Source organism: Amycolatopsis kentuckyensis (genome assembly GCF_002155975.1).
Taxonomy (GTDB): Bacteria; Actinomycetota; Actinomycetes; order Mycobacteriales; family Pseudonocardiaceae; genus Amycolatopsis; species Amycolatopsis kentuckyensis.
The window spans coordinates 1-17,548 of the sequence record NZ_MUMI01000122.1; the positions used below are offsets into that span (position 1 = coordinate 1).

The following is a 17,548-nucleotide window of genomic DNA, read 5'->3' on the forward strand; positions in this document are numbered from 1 at the left end:
GGCGCCGGCGCCCCGACCGACCTGCGGCACTTCGGGCTGGACCTGCTGGGCAGCCAGGCGTGCGCGAACCCGGGCCGGACCGCGGCGACGTTCGACGGCGTGACGGCGCCCTCCCCGGAGCGCACGATGGACCTGGTCCGGGCGGGCGCGCGAGTCCGCGTGGACCGCCGCGCGGTGGCGGTGGCGCTGGCGGGCGAGGTCCTCGACCGGACCCCGCCGGAGCTGGCGACGTTGCCCCTGGCGACGCGGCTGCGCTCGGGCGCGGAGGCGCTGCAGGCACCGGACCGCGGCTACGCCTTCGAGCTGGACGGCCACCGCTGGCCGGTCCCCGACGCGGGGGTGGTGGGCCACAACGGCTCGACGGCCCGCCCGGTGACGACGGCCCAGTGGGACGGCTACCCGCCGGGCATATCCCTGGTGGGCTAGCGAAAGGCCGGCAGGTGCGGCTCACTGCCGGATGCGGGCGGGACGGCCGTGGGGTTGCGGGGGCGATCGCGGCCGGCAGTGGTGCGGGACGGCCGTGGGGTTGCGGGGGCGATCGCGGCCGGCGGTCGTGCGGGACGGCCGTGGGTTGCGGGCGCGATCGCGGCCGACGGTCCTGCGGGGATCGCCGCAGCACATCGGCGGCTCGGCGGGCTGCGTGCGGCCGAGCGCTACTCGCTGTGGAGCAGCCGGACGCCGGCGGCTCAGCTACCCCCGCGGCTCCTCGCCGGACTCCTGCGACCGCCCGATCCGGCCGCCGACGAACAACCCGAGCCCGGCCGGGATCAGCACCAGCAGGGCCGAGAACGCCGCCCCGCCGGTCAGTGCCCCGCCCAGCTCCGACACGCCCGTCTGGTCCACGAACACCGCCCGGCCGATCACGTACAGCACCCCCGCCACCGGCCCCGCGACCAGCGCCGCGATGAACCACACCCGGCCGCGCTCCGGCAGGCCGCGCCATGCGTCCAGCGCGCTCCACAACGCCGCCGCCCCCACCAGTACCGCCAGCGCCAGGGAGACCACCAGCGTCTGGTCCGTCGGGTGGTACACCGCGTACTTGGCCAGCAAGGTGATCGCCGCCCCGTGCAGCACCGCCATCACCAGTCCGCGAATCACCCAGGCACTCATCCTGCGGAGTGTAGGCGGCCTACTGGTCAGTCACCCGGCCACCGAGGAACTAGGGTGAACCCCGTGCCTGAAACCCATGGACGACGTCGTGCGGCGCTGCGTGGGCTCCTGACCGGAGCCGGTGTCGATGCGCTGCTGGTCACCGATCTGCTGAACATCCGCTACCTCACCGGGTTCACCGGCTCCAACGCCGCCGTTCTCCTCCACGCCGGCGGGGACGACAAGACGCTCTTCTGCACCGACGGCCGCTACACCACCCAGTCGGCCGCCGAAGTGCCCGATCTCGAGACCGTCGTCGACCGGGCCAGCGCCGCCGCCCTCGTGGCCCGCGCCGCGAAGGACACCCGGACCTACGGGCAGCTCGGGTTCGAGAGCCAGCACGTCAGCGTCGAGACGTACGAAACGCTGAAGACCCAGGTACCCCTGAAGCGGACCCCCGGCCTCGTCGAGCGGCTGCGCGAGGTCAAGGACGAAGCCGAGATCGAGGCCCTGCGCCAGGCGTGCGCCGCCGCCGACCGGGCGCTGGACGACCTCGTCGCCGCCGGGGGGCTGCGGCCCGGGCGGACCGAGCTGGACATCGCCCGTGACCTGGAGAACCGGATGCTGGAGCACGGCTCGGCCGCGCCCAGCTTCGCCTCCATCATCGCCGCCGGCGCGCACTCGGCCATCCCGCACCACCAGCCGACGCACGCCGAGCTGAAGCGCGGCGACTTCGTCAAGATGGACTTCGGCGCCACCGTCGACGGCTACCACTCCGACATGACCCGCACCTTCGTCCTCGGCGAGCCCGCGGACTGGCAGCGGGAGGTCTACGAGCTCGTCCACACGGCCCAGGCGGCCGGGGTCGCCGCCGTCGTGCCGGGCGCCGAGGTGTCCCATGTGGACGCCGCCGCGCGGAAGGCGATCGCGGACGCGGGGCACGGCGAGCACTTCGCGCACGGCCTCGGGCACGGCGTCGGCCTGCAGATCCACGAGGCGCCCAGCTTCGCCGCGACGGGCGTCGGTACACTGGCCGCCGGTATGGCGGTCACCGTCGAGCCCGGCGTGTACCTCGCGGGACGCGGTGGCGTGCGCATCGAGGACACGCTCGTCGTGCGGGCTGGGGAGCCCGAACTCCTCACCCTGAGCACCAAGAACCTCGTGGTCGTCTGACAGCGGCCCCGAACCCGAAGATTCGACACAGGAGACTGCAAGCTCGTGGCCACGACCAACGACCTGAAGAACGGGCTCGTCCTCAACCTCGAGGGCCAGCTGTGGACCGTCACCGCGTTCCAGCACGTCAAGCCGGGCAAGGGCGGTGCGTTCGTGCGCACGACGCTCAAGCACGTGCTGACCGGCAAGGTGGTCGACAAGACGTTCAACGCGGGCACGAAGGTCGAGACGGCCACGGTGGACCGCCGGAACATGACGTACCTGTACAAGGACGGCGCCGACTTCGTCTTCATGGACGGCGACACCTACGACCAGATCACGGTCCCGGCCGAGGTCGTCGGCGACAACGCCAACTACATGCTCGAGAACACCGAGGTCCAGGTCGCGGTGCACGAGAACGAGCCGCTCTACATCGAGCTGCCGACCTCGGTCGAGATCGTCATCCAGCACACCGACCCGGGCCTGCAGGGCGACCGCTCCACCGGCGGCACCAAGCCGGCGACGCTGGAGACCGGCGCGGAGATCCAGGTCCCGCTGTTCCTGTCCACCGGCGAGAAGATCAAGGTCGACACCCGCGACGGCCGCTACCTGGGCCGCGTCTCCAGCTGATGCCGACGTCGAAACCCCACCCGAACCGCGGCGGCGCGATCAGCCGCCGTCAGGCGCGCCGCCGCGCGGTGGAGATGCTGTACGAGGCCGTGCAGCGCGACACCGACGCGGTGACGCTGCTGGCCGACCGGGTCGGCGCGACCGAGGTCGACCCGATCGCGGACTACACGATCAGCCTGGTCGAGGGCGTCACCGGGCGGAAGACGCAGATCGACGAGCTGCTGGCCGAGCACGCGCAGGGCTGGACCCTGGAGCGGATGCCGAAGGTCGACCTCGCGGTGCTGCGGGTCGGGGTCTACGAGCTGCTCTGGGCCGAGGACGTGCCGGACCCGGTCGCGATCGACGAGGCCGTCGGCCTGGCGAAGGAACTGTCCACGGACGACTCGCCGCGGTTCGTCAACGGCGTCCTGGGCCGGATCGGCACGATCGCCGACCGCCTCCGCGCCGTGCTCTGACGGAGAAGAACCCCCCGGGTGCTGCGCGGCCCCCCGACGAATCAGTGAGCGTCTCCGGTGCCCCACCGGGAACGCTCACTGCGTCGGCCACAGCACATCCGGCGATCAGTCCTCCTTGGAAGGACGCGCCTCCGGCGGCAGGACGCCCCAGTCGATGAGCTGCTCGGTCAGCTCGCCCGGGGTCATGTCGTAGATGATCGCCAGGGACCGCAGGTCCTCGGTGCGGATCGAGAGCACCTTGCCGTTGTAGTCGCCGCGCTGGCTCTGGATCGTCGCCGCGTAGCGGGCGAGCGGGCCCACCTTTTCGGCCGGCAGCTGCTGCAGGCGCTCCAGGTTGATGACGATCTTGGTGGCGGGCTCGGCGCCGGAGGGGACCCGGCCCTCGGGCAGCAGCTCGACCACCGGCACACCGTAGAAGTCGGCCAGCTCGGCCAGCTTCTGGACGGTGACGGCGCGGTCGCCACGCTCGTACGAGCCGACGACGACGGCCTTCCAGCGCCCACCGGACTTCTGCTCGACCCCGTGCAGGGACAGGCCCTGCTGCTGGCGGATCCCGCGGAGCTTGGCCCCGAGCGCCTTGGCGTAATCGCCCATCTGGTCGTTCTCCGTTCTTCACCCCCTCCCGGTCGGGGTGACCGAGCACGGGGGACTCGCTGAGTCGAATACTCAGAGTAATGGTTACGCATTGTTGTCACCAGGTCAAGCAGAAGCTTGCCGCGAATCACGCCACACCACCCGGAAGACTGAGCAAAGTGCCTGCTACTGTCGGTGGGAAAGCCCCGACCAGCAGGGGAACAGACGTCCTTTAAGGACCCGTCCGGTGAGGCGGGGAAGGAGTCCGGTTTGTCGTCACGCCCGCGTGACGCGGCTGGTTCGGCCGGGGAGCGCGAGCTCCTGACGGCCGGCGATGTCGCGCGCACGATCGCCCGAATGGCCCATCAGGTCATCGAAAAGACCGCGAACGGTGCGGAGAGCACTACCCCGCCCGTGTTGCTCGGCATCCCGTCCCGGGGCACGCCGCTCGCCGCCCGCCTGGCCGACAAGATCGGCGAGTTCTCCGGGGTCCGCCCGCCCACCGGCGCCCTCGACGTCACTCTCTACCGGGACGACCTCCGCCGCCGCCCGCCGCGTGCGCTCGAGCAGACGCAGCTGCCGCCGGACGGCATCGACGACCGCGTCGTGATCCTGGTCGACGACGTCCTCTTCTCCGGCCGGACGATCCGGGCCGCGCTCGATGCCCTGCGTGATCACGGCCGCCCCCGGGCGGTGCAGCTGGCCGTCCTGGTCGACCGTGGTCACCGGGAGCTGCCGATCCGCGCCGACTACGTCGGCAAGAACGTCCCGACCGCGCGCACCGAGGGCGTGTCCGTCCTGCTGGCCGAGATCGACGGCCGCGACGCGGTCCTGCTGCGCCCGTCGGACGCCGCGGAAGCCCCTGGAGAGGACTCGTGAAGCACCTGCTCGCCACCGACGGCCTGGACCCGGCGCTGGCCACGGCCGTGCTCGACACCGCCGACGAGCTGAAGCACACGCTGCTCGGCCGCGAGGTCAAGAAGCTGCCGACGCTGCGCGGCCGCACGGTGATCACCCTGTTCTACGAGAACTCGACGCGCACCCGGGTGTCGTTCGAGATCGCCGGGAAGTGGATGAGCGCGGACGTGATCAACGTCTCCGCCTCCAGCTCCTCGGTGAACAAGGGCGAATCCCTGCGCGACACCGCGCTGACGCTGGCCGCCGCGGGCGCCGACTGCGTGATCGTCCGGCACCCCGCCAGCGGCGCCGCCCAGCGGCTCTCGGAGTGGCTGGCCGAGCCCGGCACCTCGGTGGTCAACGCCGGCGACGGCACCCACGAGCACCCGACGCAGGCGCTGCTCGACGCGGCGACGCTGCGGGAGCGCCTCGGGTCCCTCAAGGACCGCCGGATCGCCATCGTCGGGGACGTCCTGCACAGCCGGGTCGCCCGCTCGAACATCCACCTGCTTTCGGCCCTGGGCGCCGAAGTCGTGCTCGTCGCCCCGCCGACGTTGCTGCCTTACGGGGTGGAAAGCCTTCCGGTGACCGTTTCGCACGACCTGGACGCCGAGCTGCCCGCGGTCGACGCGGTGATGATGCTGCGGGTCCAGGCCGAACGCATGCACGGCGGGTTTTTTCCCAGCGCGCGTGAGTACTCGATCGCGTACGGCCTCTCGGAACGGCGGCAGAAGCTGCTGCCGGACCACGCGGTCGTCCTGCACCCCGGCCCGATGCTGCGCGGGATGGAGATCGCGAGCGCGGTCGCCGACTCCCCGGCCTCGGCCATCACCGAACAGGTCCGCAACGGCGTCCACGTGCGCATGGCGGTCCTCTACCACCTCCTGGCCAGCGAAGGAGCCGCCGCGTGAGCACCGTGATCCAGGGCGCCCGCCCGTACGGCGAAGGTGACCCGGTCGACGTCCTGATCGAGGACGGCGTGATCACCGCGATCGGTGCCGTCGACGTCCCCGAAGACGCCGAAGTGATCGACGCCGCCGGCCAGGTGCTGCTGCCCGGCTTCGTCGACCTGCACACCCACCTGCGCGAACCCGGCCGCGAGGACACCGAGACGATCGACACGGGCTCGGCCGCGGCGGCGCTCGGCGGCTACACCGCGGTGTTCGCCATGGCCAACACCGACCCGGTCGCCGACAACGCCGTGATCGTCGAGCACGTGTGGCGGCGCGGGCAGGAGGTCGGCCTGGTCGACGTCCACCCGGTCGGCGCGGTCACCGTCGGGCTCAAGGGCGAGAAGCTGGCCGAGCTCGGCACGATGGCGAACTCGCAGGCCCGGGTCAAGGTGTTCTCCGACGACGGCCTCTGCGTCGCCGACCCGCTGCTGATGCGCCGCGCGCTGGAGTACTCGACGGCCCTGGACGTCGTCATCGCGCAGCACGCCGAGGAGCCGCGGCTGACCGTCGGCGCCCAGGCCCACGAGGGCGAGCGCGCGGCCCGGCTCGGCTACACCGGCTGGCCCGCCGCCGCCGAAGAGTCCATCGTGGCCCGCGACTGCCTGCTGGCCCTGCACGCGAACGCGCGGCTGCACGTCTGCCACGTCTCGACGTCGGGCACGGCGGACGTGCTGCGCTGGGCGAAGGACCGCGGCACCAAGGTGTCGGCCGAGGTCACCCCGCACCACCTGCTCCTCACCGACGAGCGCCTGGCGACCTACGACCCGGTGAACAAGGTGAACCCGCCGCTGCGCACCGAGTCCGACGCGGAGAAGCTGCGGGCCGCGCTGGCCGACGGGACCATCGACTGCGTCGCCACCGACCACGCGCCGCACGCGGTGCAGGACAAGGACACCGAGTGGAGCGCGGCCCGGCCGGGCATGCTCGGGCTCCAGACGGCACTGTCCATCGTGGCCGAGACGATGGTCCGCACCGGCCTGCTCGACTGGCGCGGCGTCGCCCGGGTGATGAGCGAGCGGCCGGCCGAGATCGGCAACCTGGCCGACCAGGGCCGTCCGATCGCGGTGGGCGAGCCGGCGAACCTGGCGCTGGTCGACCCGGACGCCGAGTGGACCGTCCGGGGCGCGGAGCTGGCCAGCATCGCGGCCAACACCCCGTACGAGGGAATGCGGCTGCCCGGCGTGGTGACCGCGACGCTGCTGCGCGGGCGGATCACCGCGCGGGACGGGAAGATCGGCTGATGGAGCGCTTCTGGCTCGTGCTGGCGATCGTCGCCTTCTTCCTGCTCTGCCTCTGGGGCATGTACGTGGGCTGGCGGCGCAAGTCGCGCTCGCAGAGCGCCCAGGTGCCGCCGTTCCCCGCCATTCCGGAAGACGCCGGCGAGGTGCTGCTGGAATCGACCGGCGTCTACCTGTCGACGACGATGGCGGGGGAGTGGCAGAACCGGATCGTCACCCGCGGCGCGGGACTGCGCACCGGCGCGGTCTGGCGCCTGCACGACGGCGGTGTCGCCGTCGAACGCGGCGGGGCGCCCGACTTCTGGATCCCGCGGGAGGCGATCACCGGCGCCCGGCGGGACACGAAGATCGCCGGGAAGGTGATGGGCACCGACGCCCTGCTGGTGCTCACCTGGCGGCTCGGTGACACCGAGCTCGACACCGGCTTCCGCGGCGACGACCTCGACGACTATCCACAATGGATCGAACAGCTCAAGATCAAGGGAGGTGCCCAGTGAACGCGCGCGCTCAGGCCGCACTGGTACTCGAAGACGGCCGGGTGTTCCGCGGCGCTGCCTACGGCGCGCAGGGGCGAACCCTCGGCGAGGCGGTGTTCTGCACCGGCATGACCGGTTACCAGGAGACGCTGACCGACCCGTCCTACCACGGGCAGATCGTGGTGCAGACCGCGCCGCAGATCGGCAACACCGGCTGGAACGACGAGGACGACGAGTCCTCGAAGATCTGGGTCAACGGCTACGTGGTGCGCGACCCCGCGCGCACGCCGTCCAACTGGCGCTCTCGCCGGACGCTGGATGAAGAGCTGGTGCGCCAGGGGATCGTCGGCATCGCCGAGGTCGACACCCGCTCGCTGACCCGCCACCTGCGCGAGCTCGGCGCGATGCGCGCCGGGGTGTTCTCCGGCGACGCGCTGGGCACGGTCGACGACATGGTCGCCGAGGTGCTGGCGAGCCCGAAGATGGAGGGCGCCGACCTGGCCGGCCAGGTCACCACGCCGAAGCCGTACGTCGTCTCGCCTTCCGGTGAGACGCGCTTCCGGGTGGCCGCCCTGGACCTGGGCATCAAGTCCAACACCCCGCGCCAGATGATCCAGCGCGGCATCGAGGTGCACGTGCTGCCCTCGACGTCGACGCTGGACGAGCTGCTGGCGATCGAGCCGGACGGCGTGTTCCTGTCGAACGGCCCGGGCGACCCGGCCACGACGACGCACGCGACCGAGCTGACCAAGCAGGTGCTCGGCCGCGAGATCCCGCTGTTCGGCATCTGCTTCGGCAACCAGGTCCTGGGCCGCGCGCTCGGGCTCGGGACGTACAAGATGCGCTACGGCCACCGCGGCATCAACATCCCGGTGATCGACGTGGCCACCCGCCGGGTGGCGATCACGGCCCAGAACCACGGGTTCGCCCTCGAAGGCGAGCCCGGGCAGCGCTTCGAATCCCCGTTCGGGGCGGCGCAGATCAGCCACTACTGCCCCAACGACGACACGGTCGAGGGCGTGCGGGCGCTGGACGTCCCGGCGTTCTCGGTCCAGTACCACCCCGAAGCCGCGGCCGGCCCGCACGACGCGGCGCCCCTGTTCGACGAATTCGTTTCGCTCATGGAGAAGAAGGCCTGATGCCGAAGAGGACGGACATCCAGCACGTGCTGGTGATCGGCTCCGGGCCGATCGTGATCGGGCAGGCCGCGGAGTTCGACTACTCCGGTACCCAGGCCTGCCGGGTGCTGCGCAGCGAAGGCCTGCGCGTGTCCCTGGTGAACTCGAACCCGGCCACCATCATGACCGACCCCGAGTTCGCCGACGCCACCTACATCGAGCCGGTGACGCCGGACTTCGTCGAGAAGGTCATCGCCGAAGAGCGCCCCGATGCGCTGCTGGCGACCCTCGGCGGCCAGACCGCGCTGAACTGCGCCGTCGCGCTGCACGAGCGCGGCGTGCTCGACAAGTACGGCGTCGAGCTGATCGGGGCCGACATCGACGCCATCCAGCGCGGTGAGGACCGGCAGAAGTTCAAGGACATCGTGCGCACCATCGGCGCCGAGGTCCCGCGCTCCCGCGTCTGCCACGACATGGACGAAGTGCGCGACACCGTGAAGGAACTCGGGCTGCCGGTCGTCATCCGGCCGTCGTTCACCATGGGCGGGCTCGGGTCCGGCATGGCGCACACGCCCGAGGACCTCGAGCGGCTCGCCTCCACCGGGCTCGCGGAATCCCCGGTCACCGAGGTGCTCATCGAGGAGAGCGTGCTCGGCTGGAAGGAGTACGAGCTCGAGCTGATGCGCGACAAGCACGACAACGTCGTGGTCGTCTGCTCGATCGAGAACATCGACGCGATGGGCGTGCACACCGGCGACTCGGTCACCGTCGCGCCGACCATGACCCTCACCGACCGTGAGTACCAGGTGATGCGGGACGTCGGCATCGCCGTGCTGCGCGAGGTCGGCGTCGACACCGGCGGCTGCAACATCCAGTTCGCGATCAACCCGCGCGACGGCCGGATGGTCGTCATCGAGATGAACCCGCGCGTGTCGCGGTCTTCCGCGCTCGCGTCGAAGGCCACCGGCTTCCCGATCGCCAAGATCGCCGCCAAGCTCGCCATCGGCTACACGCTCGACGAGATCCAGAACGACATCACCGGTGAGACGCCGGCCGCGTTCGAGCCCACTTTGGACTACGTCGTCGTCAAGATGCCGCGGTTCGCCTTCGAGAAGTTCCCGGGCGCGGACCCGACGCTGACCACGACGATGAAGAGCGTCGGCGAGGCGATGTCGTTCGGCCGCAGCTTCCCCGAGGCGCTCGGCAAGGTGATGCGGTCGATCGAGACCAAGGCGACCGGGTTCTGGACGCTGCCCGACCCCGAAGGCGCGACCGTCGAGTCCACTTTGGACTCGCTGCGCACGCCGCACGAAGGCCGGCTGTACGAAGTGGAGCGTGCCCTGCGGCTCGGCGCCACCGTCGAGCAGGTGCACGAAGCCAGTGGCATCGACCCGTGGTTCATCGACCAGATCGCCTACATCGGCGAGGTCGGCGCCGAGGTCCGCGACGCGCCCGTGCTCGACGGCGATCTGCTGCGCCGCGCCAAGCGCACCGGTCTGTCGGACCGCCAGATCGCCGCGCTGCGACCGGAACTGGCCGGCGAGGACGGCGTCCGCACCCTCCGTCACCGCCTCGGCGTGCGGCCGGTGTTCAAGACCGTCGACACCTGTGCGGCCGAATTCGCGGCCAAGACGCCGTACCACTATTCGGCTTACGAGTCCGACCCCGACGCCCAGTCCGAAGTGGCCGTCCAGAGCGAAAAGCCGAAGGTGCTCATCCTCGGCTCCGGCCCCAACCGGATCGGGCAGGGCATCGAGTTCGACTACTCCTGCGTGCACGCGGCGATCGCGTTGCGGGAAGCCGGGTTCGAGGCCGTCATGATCAACTGCAACCCGGAAACCGTGTCCACCGACTACGACACGTCCGACCGGCTGTACTTCGAGCCGCTGTCCTTCGAGGACGTCCTCGAGGTCGTGCACGCCGAGCAGGCGTCCGGCACGGTCGCCGGCGTCATCGTCCAGCTCGGCGGCCAGACCCCGCTGGGCCTGGCGAAGAAGCTCGCCGACGCCGGCGTCCCGGTGGTCGGCACGCCGCCGGAGGCCATCCACCTGGCCGAGGACCGCGGCGCGTTCGGCGAGGTCCTCACCGAAGCCGGGTTGCCCGCCCCCCGCTACGGCACGGCGACGTCCTTCGAGGGCGCCAAGCGGATCGCCGACGAGATCGGCTACCCGGTCCTCGTCCGGCCGTCCTACGTGCTCGGCGGGCGGGGCATGGAGATCGTCTACGACGAGGAGACCCTGGCCGGCTACATCCGCCGCGCCACCGAGGTCACGCCGGAGCACCCGGTGCTCGTCGACCGGTTCCTCGACGACGCCATCGAAATCGACGTCGACGCGCTGTTCGACGGCGAGGAGCTCTACCTCGGCGGCGTCATGGAGCACATCGAGGAAGCCGGCATCCACTCCGGCGACTCCTCGTGCGCGCTGCCGCCGATCACGCTCGGCCACACGGACCTGCAGGCCGTCCGGCGCTCCACCGAGGCGATCGCCCGCGGCGTGGGCGTGCGGGGGCTCCTGAACGTCCAGTACGCGCTCAAGGACGACGTCCTGTACGTCCTGGAGGCCAACCCGCGCGCGTCGCGGACGGTGCCGTTCGTGTCCAAGGCGACGGCCGTGCCGCTGGCCAAGGCCGCCGCGCTGATCATGACCGGCTCGACGATCAAGGACCTGCGCGAAAGCGGCGTCCTGCCGGCCGAAGGCGACGGCGGGCAGATGCCGGCCGACTCGCCGGTCGCGGTGAAGGAAGCCGTGCTGCCCTTCCACCGCTTCCGCACCCCCGAGGGCCACGGCGTCGACTCGCTGCTGGGCCCGGAGATGAAGTCCACCGGCGAGGTGATGGGCGTCGACGTCTCCTTCGGCAAGGCGTTCGCGAAGTCCCAGAGCGGCGCGTACGGCTCGCTGCCGACGTCCGGCCGGGTGTTCGTCTCGGTGGCCAACCGCGACAAGCGCTCGCTGGTGTTCCCGGTGAAGCGGCTGGCCGATCTCGGCTTCGAGATCCTCGCCACCTCGGGCACCGCGGAAGTGCTGCGGCGCAACGGGATCCCGTGCACCGTGGTGCGCAAGCACTACGAGGGGTCGACCGAAGCCGAGCCGAACATCGTGGACGTCATCCTCAACGGCGACGTCGACATGGTGATCAACACCCCCTACGGGAACAGTGGCCCGCGCGTCGACGGCTACGAAATCCGCACCGCCGCGGTGTCGCGCGACATCCCGTGCGTCACCACCGTGCAGGGCGCCGCGGCGGCCGTGCACGGCATCGAAGCGCTGATCCGGGGCGACATCGGCGTCAAGTCGCTGCAGGAGCTCCAGGCGGCGCTGAAGGCGAAGTCGTGAGCGGGCGGGAGCGGTTCGGGGCGCGGCTGGCCAAGGCCGTCGCGGCCCGCGGCCCGCTGTGCGCCGGGATCGACCCGCACCCGGGCTTGATCGAGGCCTGGGGGCTCCCGGTGGACGTCTCGGGCCTGGAACGGTTCGCGCTGTCCGCCACGGAGGTCCTGGCGGCGCACGCGGCGATCGTGAAGCCGCAGTCGGCCTTCTTCGAAAGTTTCGGGCCGGCGGGTGTCCACGTCCTGGAACGGGTGGTTTCGACCGCCCGCGACGCCGGCGCGCTGGTGCTCCTGGACGTCAAGCGCGGCGACATCGGCTCCACGATGGGCGCCTACACCGCCGCGTACGTCGCCGAGGGTGCGGCGATCGCCGCCGACGCGATCACCGTTTCGCCGTATCTCGGCTTCGGCTCTTTGGCCCAATGCGCCGGAACGGCCGTCTCCGCGGGGCGCGGCATCTTCGTGCTTGCCCGGACTTCGAACCCGGAAGCGGGCGAAGTGCAGAACGCGAAGCTGCCCGACGGGCGCACGGTCGCGCAGGCGATCGTCGATGCGGCGGCGGCATTCAACGCAGACGCGGAACCGCTCGGCGATGTGGGTGTCGTCGTCGGGGCCACCGTTCCGCCGGGAGAGCTCGACCTTTCGCGGCTGAACGGTCCGGTGCTGGCGCCCGGTTTCGGGGCCCAGGGAGCCACTGTGGCCGATTTGCGGGCCCTGTTCGGTGCGTCCCTGCCGGGCGTGCTGCCCGCGTCGTCCCGGGACATCCTGAAGCACGGTCCGGAGCAAGCGGCTTTGCGCCAAGCGGTCGAACGGGTCGCCGAAGTGCTGGCCGACCCGCAGGAAAACGGCCAATAGCAGGGGCCGGAACGGGCCCCCACCAGGCACCCCCGCATTGTGGCCGGTGCTCACGGGTGGGTACCGTCGCGTCACCCACCCAGTTTTGAGAACTACCGGAGGAAAACGTGGCACTTCCCCAGCTGACAGAGGAACAGCGCGCTGCGGCGCTGGAGAAGGCCGCCGCCGCTCGCAAGATCCGTGCTGAGCTGAAGGAGCGGCTGAAGCGGGGCGGTACCACTCTGGTCGACGTGCTGAAGCAGGCCGAGGAGAACGAAGTCCTCGGCAAGATGAAGGTTTCGGCTCTGCTCGAGGCCCTCCCGGGCGTCGGCAAGGTCCGCGCGCAGCAGACCATGGAACGACTGGAGATCGCCCCCAGCCGTCGCCTTCGTGGCCTCGGCGACCGGCAGCGCAAGGCGCTGCTGGCCGAGTTCAGCGGCGAGTGAACGGCGCCGGTCGTGACTACCCGGTGAACCGGGGCGCCGACCGCGGCAGTGAGCCGGTGACGGGGGACTTCCCCCGGCACCGGCTCACCGTCGTATCGGGGCCTTCGGGGGTCGGGAAGTCGAGCGTGGTGGGCGAGCTGCGGAAGCTGGAGCCCGACGTCTGGTTCAGCGTCTCGGTCACCACCCGCAAACCGCGTCCCGGCGAAGTCGACGGGGCGCACTACCACTTCGTCGACCGCGCGGAGTTCGACGCGATGGTCGCCGACGGACGGCTCCTCGAGTGGGCCGAGTTCGCCGGCAACTGCTACGGCACCCCGCGCGAGCCGGTCGAGAAGGCACTCGCCGAGGGCCGCCCGGCCGTCCTGGAGATCGAGCTGCAGGGCGCCCGCCAGGTCCGCGCGGCGATGCCGGAGGCCCGGCTGGTGATGCTGATGCCGCCGTCGTGGGAGGAACTGGTCGGCCGGCTCACCGGCCGCGGCACCGAGAACGAGGCCGCGGTGCAGGCCCGGCTGGCCGAAGCGGAGCGCGAGCTGGCGGCCGCGGGGGAGTTCGACCACCGCGTCGTCAACGCCGACGTGCGAGAGGCCGCCGAGCACTTGCTAAACTTGATTACTGATCAGTCTGCCGAAGATTCGGAGCCTCACGAGTGACCACCCAGGCGACCCTGCACGAAGAGCTCGAGGGCATCACCAACCCGCCGATCGACGACCTGCTCGAAAAGGTCAGCTCGAAGTACGCGCTGGTGATCTACTCGGCCAAGCGTGCCCGCCAGATCAACGACTACTACGCCCAGCTGGGCGAGGGGCTGCTCGAGTACGTCGGCCCGCTCGTCGAGCCGGGCCCGCGCGAGAAGCCGCTCTCGATCGCGCTGCGCGAGATCCACGGCGGCCTGCTCGAGCACACCGAGGGTGAGTAAACCCCGCGTCGTCCTGGGCGTGGGCGGCGGCATCGCCGCCTACAAGGCCTGTGAGGTCCTGCGCGGGCTGACCGAATCCGGTCACGATGTCCGCGTGGTCCCCACCGAAGCCGCGCTGAACTTCGTCGGCGCGGCGACCTTCGAAGCCCTCTCCGGGCACCCGGTGCACACGGGCGTGTTCACCGAGGTGCCGGAGGTCCAGCACGTCCGCGTCGGCAAGGAAGCCGATCTCGTCCTGGTCGTCCCGGCCACGGCGAACCTGCTCGCCAAGGCCGCCCACGGCCTCGCCGACGACCTGCTGACGAACACCCTGCTCACCGCCCGGTGCCCGGTCGCCTTCTTCCCGGCGATGCACACGGAGATGTGGGAGCACCCCGCGACCCGCGACAACGTCGCCCTGCTGCGCTCGCGCGGCGTGGTCGTCACCGAGCCGGATTCCGGCAGGCTGACCGGTGTCGACACCGGCAAGGGCCGCCTGGCGAACCCCGCCGAGATCGTCGACCTGGCCCGGCTGCTGCTGGCCCGCCCCGACGCCCTCCCGCGCGACCTCGAAGGCGTCCGCGTGGTGATCTCGGCCGGCGGCACCCGCGAACCCCTCGACCCGGTGCGCTACCTGGGCAACCGCTCGTCCGGCAAGCAGGGCTACGCGCTGGCCCGCGTCGCCGCCCAGCGCGGCGCCGACGTCACCCTGGTCGCCGCCCACACGGTCGCCCTGCCGGACCCGGCGGGCGCGGTCGTCGAGCACGTCTCGACGGCCGAGGAGCTGCGGCAGGCGGTGCACGCCGCGGCCCGCTCCGCGGACGTCGTCGTGATGGCCGCCGCCGTCGCCGACTTCCGGCCGGCCAGCCGGGCCGAGCACAAGATCAAGAAGTCCGACGACCAGCCGGACCCGGTGATCACCCTCGATCGCAACGCCGACATTCTCGCCGAATTGGTGCAGAACCGGCGTCCCGGGCAGGTCGTCGTGGGATTCGCCGCGGAAACCGGCGACGACCACGGCAGCGTCCTCGACCACGCCCGCGCGAAGCTCAAGCGCAAGGGCGCGGACCTGCTGGTCGTCAACGCCGTGGGGGACGGCAAGGCGTTCGGCACCGAGGACAATTCGGGCTGGCTCCTAGGGGCTGATGCCACGGAAAAACCCCTACCTCTCGCGCAGAAGGCTGAACTGGCGTCCACTCTGTGGGACGCTGTAGTGAGCTTCATGAAGCGTTGACCGCCTCCCGAGCGATAGTCAGTACGCTTGCACAGGTAAGGGGTGCCTAACTTTCGGGGCATCCGACGACAAGGTGAGGAAGTGACGGCCACCGTGACCGCGTCTAGCAGCAGATTGTTCACCTCGGAGTCGGTGACCGAAGGGCACCCCGACAAGATCTGCGACGCCATCAGCGACTCGATCCTCGACGGCCTGCTGTCGAAGGACCCCCGCAGCCGCGTCGCCGTCGAAACCCTGATCACCACCGGCCAGGTGCACGTGGCCGGCGAGGTGACCACCGAGGCGTACGCCGACATCCCGACGATCGTCCGCGACGTCATCCTCAAGATCGGCTACGACTCCTCCGCCAAGGGCTTCGACGGCAACTCCTGCGGCGTCAACGTCGCGATCGGCTCGCAGTCGCCCGACATCGCCCAGGGCGTGGACACCGCATACGAGTCGCGCGTCGAGTCGGACGAGGACGAGATCAACCGCCAGGGCGCCGGCGACCAGGGCCTGATGTTCGGCTACGCCTGCTCGGACACCCCCGAGCTGATGCCGCTGCCGATCGCGCTGGCCCACCGGCTGTCCAAGCGCCTGACCGCGGTCCGCAAGGACGGCGTGCTGCCGTACCTGCGCCCGGACGGCAAGACCCAGGTGACCATCGAGTACGCCGGCGACCAGCCGGTCCGCCTCGACACGGTCGTCGTGTCCTCGCAGCACGCCGACGGCATCGACCTGGACCGGATGCTCAGCGTCGACGTCAAGGAGCACGTCGTCGGCCCCGAGCTCGAGGGCCTGGGCATCGACACCTCGAACGCGCGCCTGCTGGTCAACCCGACCGGCCGGTTCGTCATCGGCGGCCCGATGGGCGATGCCGGCCTGACCGGCCGCAAGATCATCGTCGACACCTACGGCGGCATGGCCCGCCACGGCGGGGGCGCGTTCTCGGGCAAGGACCCGTCCAAGGTCGACCGCTCCGCCGCGTACGCGATGCGCTGGGTGGCCAAGAACGTCGTCGCCGCGGGCCTGGCCCAGCGGACCGAGGTCCAGGTCGCCTACGCGATCGGCAAGGCGGCCCCGGTGGGCCTGTTCGTCGAGACGTTCGGCACCGAGACGGTCGACCCGTCGAAGATCCAGCAGGCCATCGCCGAGGTCTTCGACCTGCGGCCGGCCGCGATCATCCGCGACCTCGACCTGCTGCGCCCGATCTACGCCCCGACGGCGGCGTACGGCCACTTCGGCCGTCCCGAGCTCGGCCTCCCCTGGGAGAGCACGGCCCGCGCCGGGGCCCTGAAGGCCGCAGCGGGCGCCTGACGCCCGAACGCTCCCGGCTGCCGTCGTGAGGCGGTGAAGCGGCTCAGAACCCGCTTCACCGCTCACGACCGGCCGCGGCGGCTTGCGTCGGTGGGGTCTGGTAGAGATCAGGGCGTGAGCAGTTCCGAGCCCGCAGCCCTCTGGGACCTCCCGGAGCAGCCGCCCGCACCTCGGGCGGCACCCTCGCGCGCCCGGAAGAAGCCGAAGCCGGGGGAGAAGGCGAAGGGCGCCCAGTCGCCCGCGCCCGAGCGGCCGGTCGCGCGGATCGTCGTCGACATCCCGCTGGCTCACCTGGACCGCACCTTCGACTACCTCGTGCCGGAGAAGCTGCACGAGACCGCCGTGCCGGGCTGCCGCGTCCGCGTCCGGTTCGCCGGGCAGCTCGTCGACGGCTACCTGATCGAGCGCGGCGAATCCAGCGAGTACGAGCGGAAGCTGGCCTTCCTCGACCGCGTCACCTCGCCCGAGCCGGTGCTGCCGCCGTCGCTGCACGCGCTGTGCCGGGCGGTCGCCGACCGCTACGGCGGCACGCTGTCGGACGTCCTGCGGCTCGCCATCCCGCCGCGGCACGCCAAGGCCGAGGGCGAGCCGCCGCTGCCCCCCGCGGCCGTCGCGGAGTCACCGGACACCACGGCCTGGGCGCGCTACCAGCGTGGCCCGGCGTTCCTGGAAGCCCTCGCCGAGGCCAAGCCCGCGAACGCCGTCTGGCAGGCCCTGCCGGGCGAGGACTGGCCCCGCCGGCTCGCCGAGGCCGCCGGGACGGTGGCCGCCCAGGGCCGTGGCGCGGTGCTGGTGGTGCCGGACCACCGCGACCTGACCCGGGTGCACGCGGCCTGCGCGGCGGTCGTGGGCGAGGACGCCGTCGTGGCCCTGATCGCCGGGCTCGGGCCCGCCGAGCGGTACCGGCGCTGGCTCGCCGTGCTGCGCGGCGCGGTGC

General features: G+C 71.4%; 18 protein-coding genes and 1 pseudogene. 17 read left to right on the top strand and 2 right to left on the bottom strand.

The window, feature by feature from the left end; all coding sequences use genetic code 11:
• A pseudogene (locus CCN39_RS13065) lies at nt 1-426 on the top strand (beta-xylosidase); the annotation flags it as partial.
• A gap of 264 nt (nt 427-690) precedes the next feature.
• Here the strand turns inward: CCN39_RS13065 and CCN39_RS13070 are convergent.
• On the bottom strand, nt 691-1,080 hold the full coding sequence (locus CCN39_RS13070) for a B-4DMT family transporter (protein ID WP_086841736.1): 390 nt from the start codon (nt 1,078-1,080) through the stop codon (nt 691-693).
• Nucleotides 1,081-1,173: 93 nt separating this feature from the next.
• Here CCN39_RS13070 and CCN39_RS13075 point away from each other — a divergent pair, with 93 nt between their 5' ends.
• From CCN39_RS13075 to nusB, 3 genes are read left to right on the top strand one after another with little or no spacing between them, the layout of a single operon-like run.
• Entirely contained in the window at nt 1,174-2,262 is a 1,089-nt protein-coding gene (locus tag CCN39_RS13075) for a M24 family metallopeptidase (protein WP_086841757.1), read from the top strand.
• A gap of 45 nt (nt 2,263-2,307) precedes the next feature.
• Entirely contained in the window at nt 2,308-2,871 is a 564-nt protein-coding gene (efp, locus tag CCN39_RS13080) for an elongation factor P (protein ID WP_086841737.1), read from the top strand.
• The gene (nusB, locus tag CCN39_RS13085; protein WP_086841739.1) at nt 2,871-3,326 is read left to right on the top strand and encodes a transcription antitermination factor NusB; all 456 of its coding nucleotides are present in this window, start codon (nt 2,871-2,873) and stop codon (nt 3,324-3,326) included. The genes efp and nusB overlap by 1 nt, the downstream gene beginning before the upstream one ends.
• 105 nt (nt 3,327-3,431) lie before the next feature.
• Here the strand turns inward: nusB and bldD are convergent, their stop codons facing one another.
• The gene (gene bldD / locus CCN39_RS13090; RefSeq protein WP_003096372.1) at nt 3,432-3,920 is read right to left on the bottom strand and encodes a transcriptional regulator BldD; all 489 of its coding nucleotides are present in this window, start codon (nt 3,918-3,920) and stop codon (nt 3,432-3,434) included.
• A gap of 249 nt (nt 3,921-4,169) precedes the next feature.
• On the opposite strand from bldD, the gene pyrR reads away from it, so the two are divergent.
• The 13 genes from pyrR to CCN39_RS13155 form a co-directional block, all read left to right on the top strand.
• On the top strand, nt 4,170-4,778 hold the full coding sequence (pyrR, locus tag CCN39_RS13095) for a bifunctional pyr operon transcriptional regulator/uracil phosphoribosyltransferase PyrR (RefSeq protein WP_086841741.1): 609 nt from the start codon (nt 4,170-4,172) through the stop codon (nt 4,776-4,778).
• On the top strand, nt 4,775-5,707 hold the full coding sequence (locus CCN39_RS13100) for an aspartate carbamoyltransferase catalytic subunit (RefSeq protein WP_086841743.1): 933 nt from the start codon (nt 4,775-4,777) through the stop codon (nt 5,705-5,707). Before pyrR ends, CCN39_RS13100 begins: the two co-directional genes overlap by 4 nt.
• Nucleotides 5,704-6,990, top strand: coding sequence for a dihydroorotase (locus CCN39_RS13105; protein WP_086841744.1), 1,287 nt, complete (start codon nt 5,704-5,706; stop codon nt 6,988-6,990). Before CCN39_RS13100 ends, CCN39_RS13105 begins: the two co-directional genes overlap by 4 nt.
• Nucleotides 6,990-7,484: a PH-like domain-containing protein gene (locus CCN39_RS13110; protein ID WP_086841746.1), complete on the top strand. Its 495-nt coding sequence runs from the start codon at nt 6,990-6,992 to the stop codon at nt 7,482-7,484. Before CCN39_RS13105 ends, CCN39_RS13110 begins: the two co-directional genes overlap by 1 nt.
• The gene (carA, locus tag CCN39_RS13115; protein WP_167455065.1) at nt 7,445-8,602 is read left to right on the top strand and encodes a glutamine-hydrolyzing carbamoyl-phosphate synthase small subunit; all 1,158 of its coding nucleotides are present in this window, start codon (nt 7,445-7,447) and stop codon (nt 8,600-8,602) included. The genes CCN39_RS13110 and carA overlap by 40 nt, the downstream gene beginning before the upstream one ends.
• On the top strand, nt 8,602-11,916 hold the full coding sequence (gene carB / locus CCN39_RS13120; RefSeq protein ID WP_086841751.1) for a carbamoyl-phosphate synthase large subunit: 3,315 nt from the start codon (nt 8,602-8,604) through the stop codon (nt 11,914-11,916). Before carA ends, carB begins: the two co-directional genes overlap by 1 nt.
• Nucleotides 11,913-12,761: an orotidine-5'-phosphate decarboxylase gene (pyrF, locus tag CCN39_RS13125; protein WP_086841753.1), complete on the top strand. Its 849-nt coding sequence runs from the start codon at nt 11,913-11,915 to the stop codon at nt 12,759-12,761. Before carB ends, pyrF begins: the two co-directional genes overlap by 4 nt.
• Nucleotides 12,762-12,868: 107 nt before the next feature.
• A complete protein-coding gene (mihF, locus tag CCN39_RS13130; RefSeq protein WP_013224622.1) occupies nt 12,869-13,186 on the top strand; it encodes an integration host factor, actinobacterial type in 318 nt (105 codons plus the stop codon).
• Nucleotides 13,183-13,836 carry a guanylate kinase gene (gene gmk, locus CCN39_RS13135; RefSeq protein ID WP_143264031.1) on the top strand — a complete coding sequence of 218 codons (654 nt, stop codon included), beginning with the start codon at nt 13,183-13,185 and terminating at the stop codon, nt 13,834-13,836. The genes mihF and gmk overlap by 4 nt, the downstream gene beginning before the upstream one ends.
• Complete coding sequence (rpoZ, locus tag CCN39_RS13140) at nt 13,833-14,102, top strand: DNA-directed RNA polymerase subunit omega (RefSeq protein WP_005152353.1); 270 nt, start codon at nt 13,833-13,835, stop codon at nt 14,100-14,102. Before gmk ends, rpoZ begins: the two co-directional genes overlap by 4 nt.
• Nucleotides 14,095-15,315: a bifunctional phosphopantothenoylcysteine decarboxylase/phosphopantothenate--cysteine ligase CoaBC gene (gene coaBC / locus CCN39_RS13145; protein ID WP_167455066.1), complete on the top strand. Its 1,221-nt coding sequence runs from the start codon at nt 14,095-14,097 to the stop codon at nt 15,313-15,315. The genes rpoZ and coaBC overlap by 8 nt, the downstream gene beginning before the upstream one ends.
• A 93-nt stretch (nt 15,316-15,408) precedes the next feature.
• Nucleotides 15,409-16,611, top strand: a complete 1,203-nt coding sequence (gene metK / locus CCN39_RS13150) for a methionine adenosyltransferase (protein WP_167455067.1) — start codon at nt 15,409-15,411, stop codon at nt 16,609-16,611.
• A gap of 114 nt (nt 16,612-16,725) precedes the next feature.
• Nucleotides 16,726-17,548: primosomal protein N' family DNA-binding protein (locus CCN39_RS13155; RefSeq protein ID WP_491844422.1), on the top strand; the 823-nt coding region annotated here is incomplete at its 3' end.

Bases quoted from the DNA above. Each gene is read 5' to 3' on its own strand.
- CCN39_RS13070 (WP_086841736.1), bottom strand. From the start codon at position 1,080: ATGGCGGTGCTGCACGGGGCGGCGATCACCTTGCTGGCCAAGTACGCG.
- nusB (WP_086841739.1), top strand. From the start codon at position 2,871: ATGCCGACGTCGAAACCCCACCCGAACCGCGGCGGCGCGATCAGCCGC.
- bldD (WP_003096372.1), bottom strand. From the start codon at position 3,920: ATGGGCGATTACGCCAAGGCGCTCGGGGCCAAGCTCCGCGGGATCCGC.
- CCN39_RS13110 (WP_086841746.1), top strand. From the start codon at position 6,990: ATGGAGCGCTTCTGGCTCGTGCTGGCGATCGTCGCCTTCTTCCTGCTC.
- carA (WP_167455065.1), top strand. From the start codon at position 7,445: ATGGATCGAACAGCTCAAGATCAAGGGAGGTGCCCAGTGAACGCGCGC.
- carB (WP_086841751.1), top strand. From the start codon at position 8,602: ATGCCGAAGAGGACGGACATCCAGCACGTGCTGGTGATCGGCTCCGGG.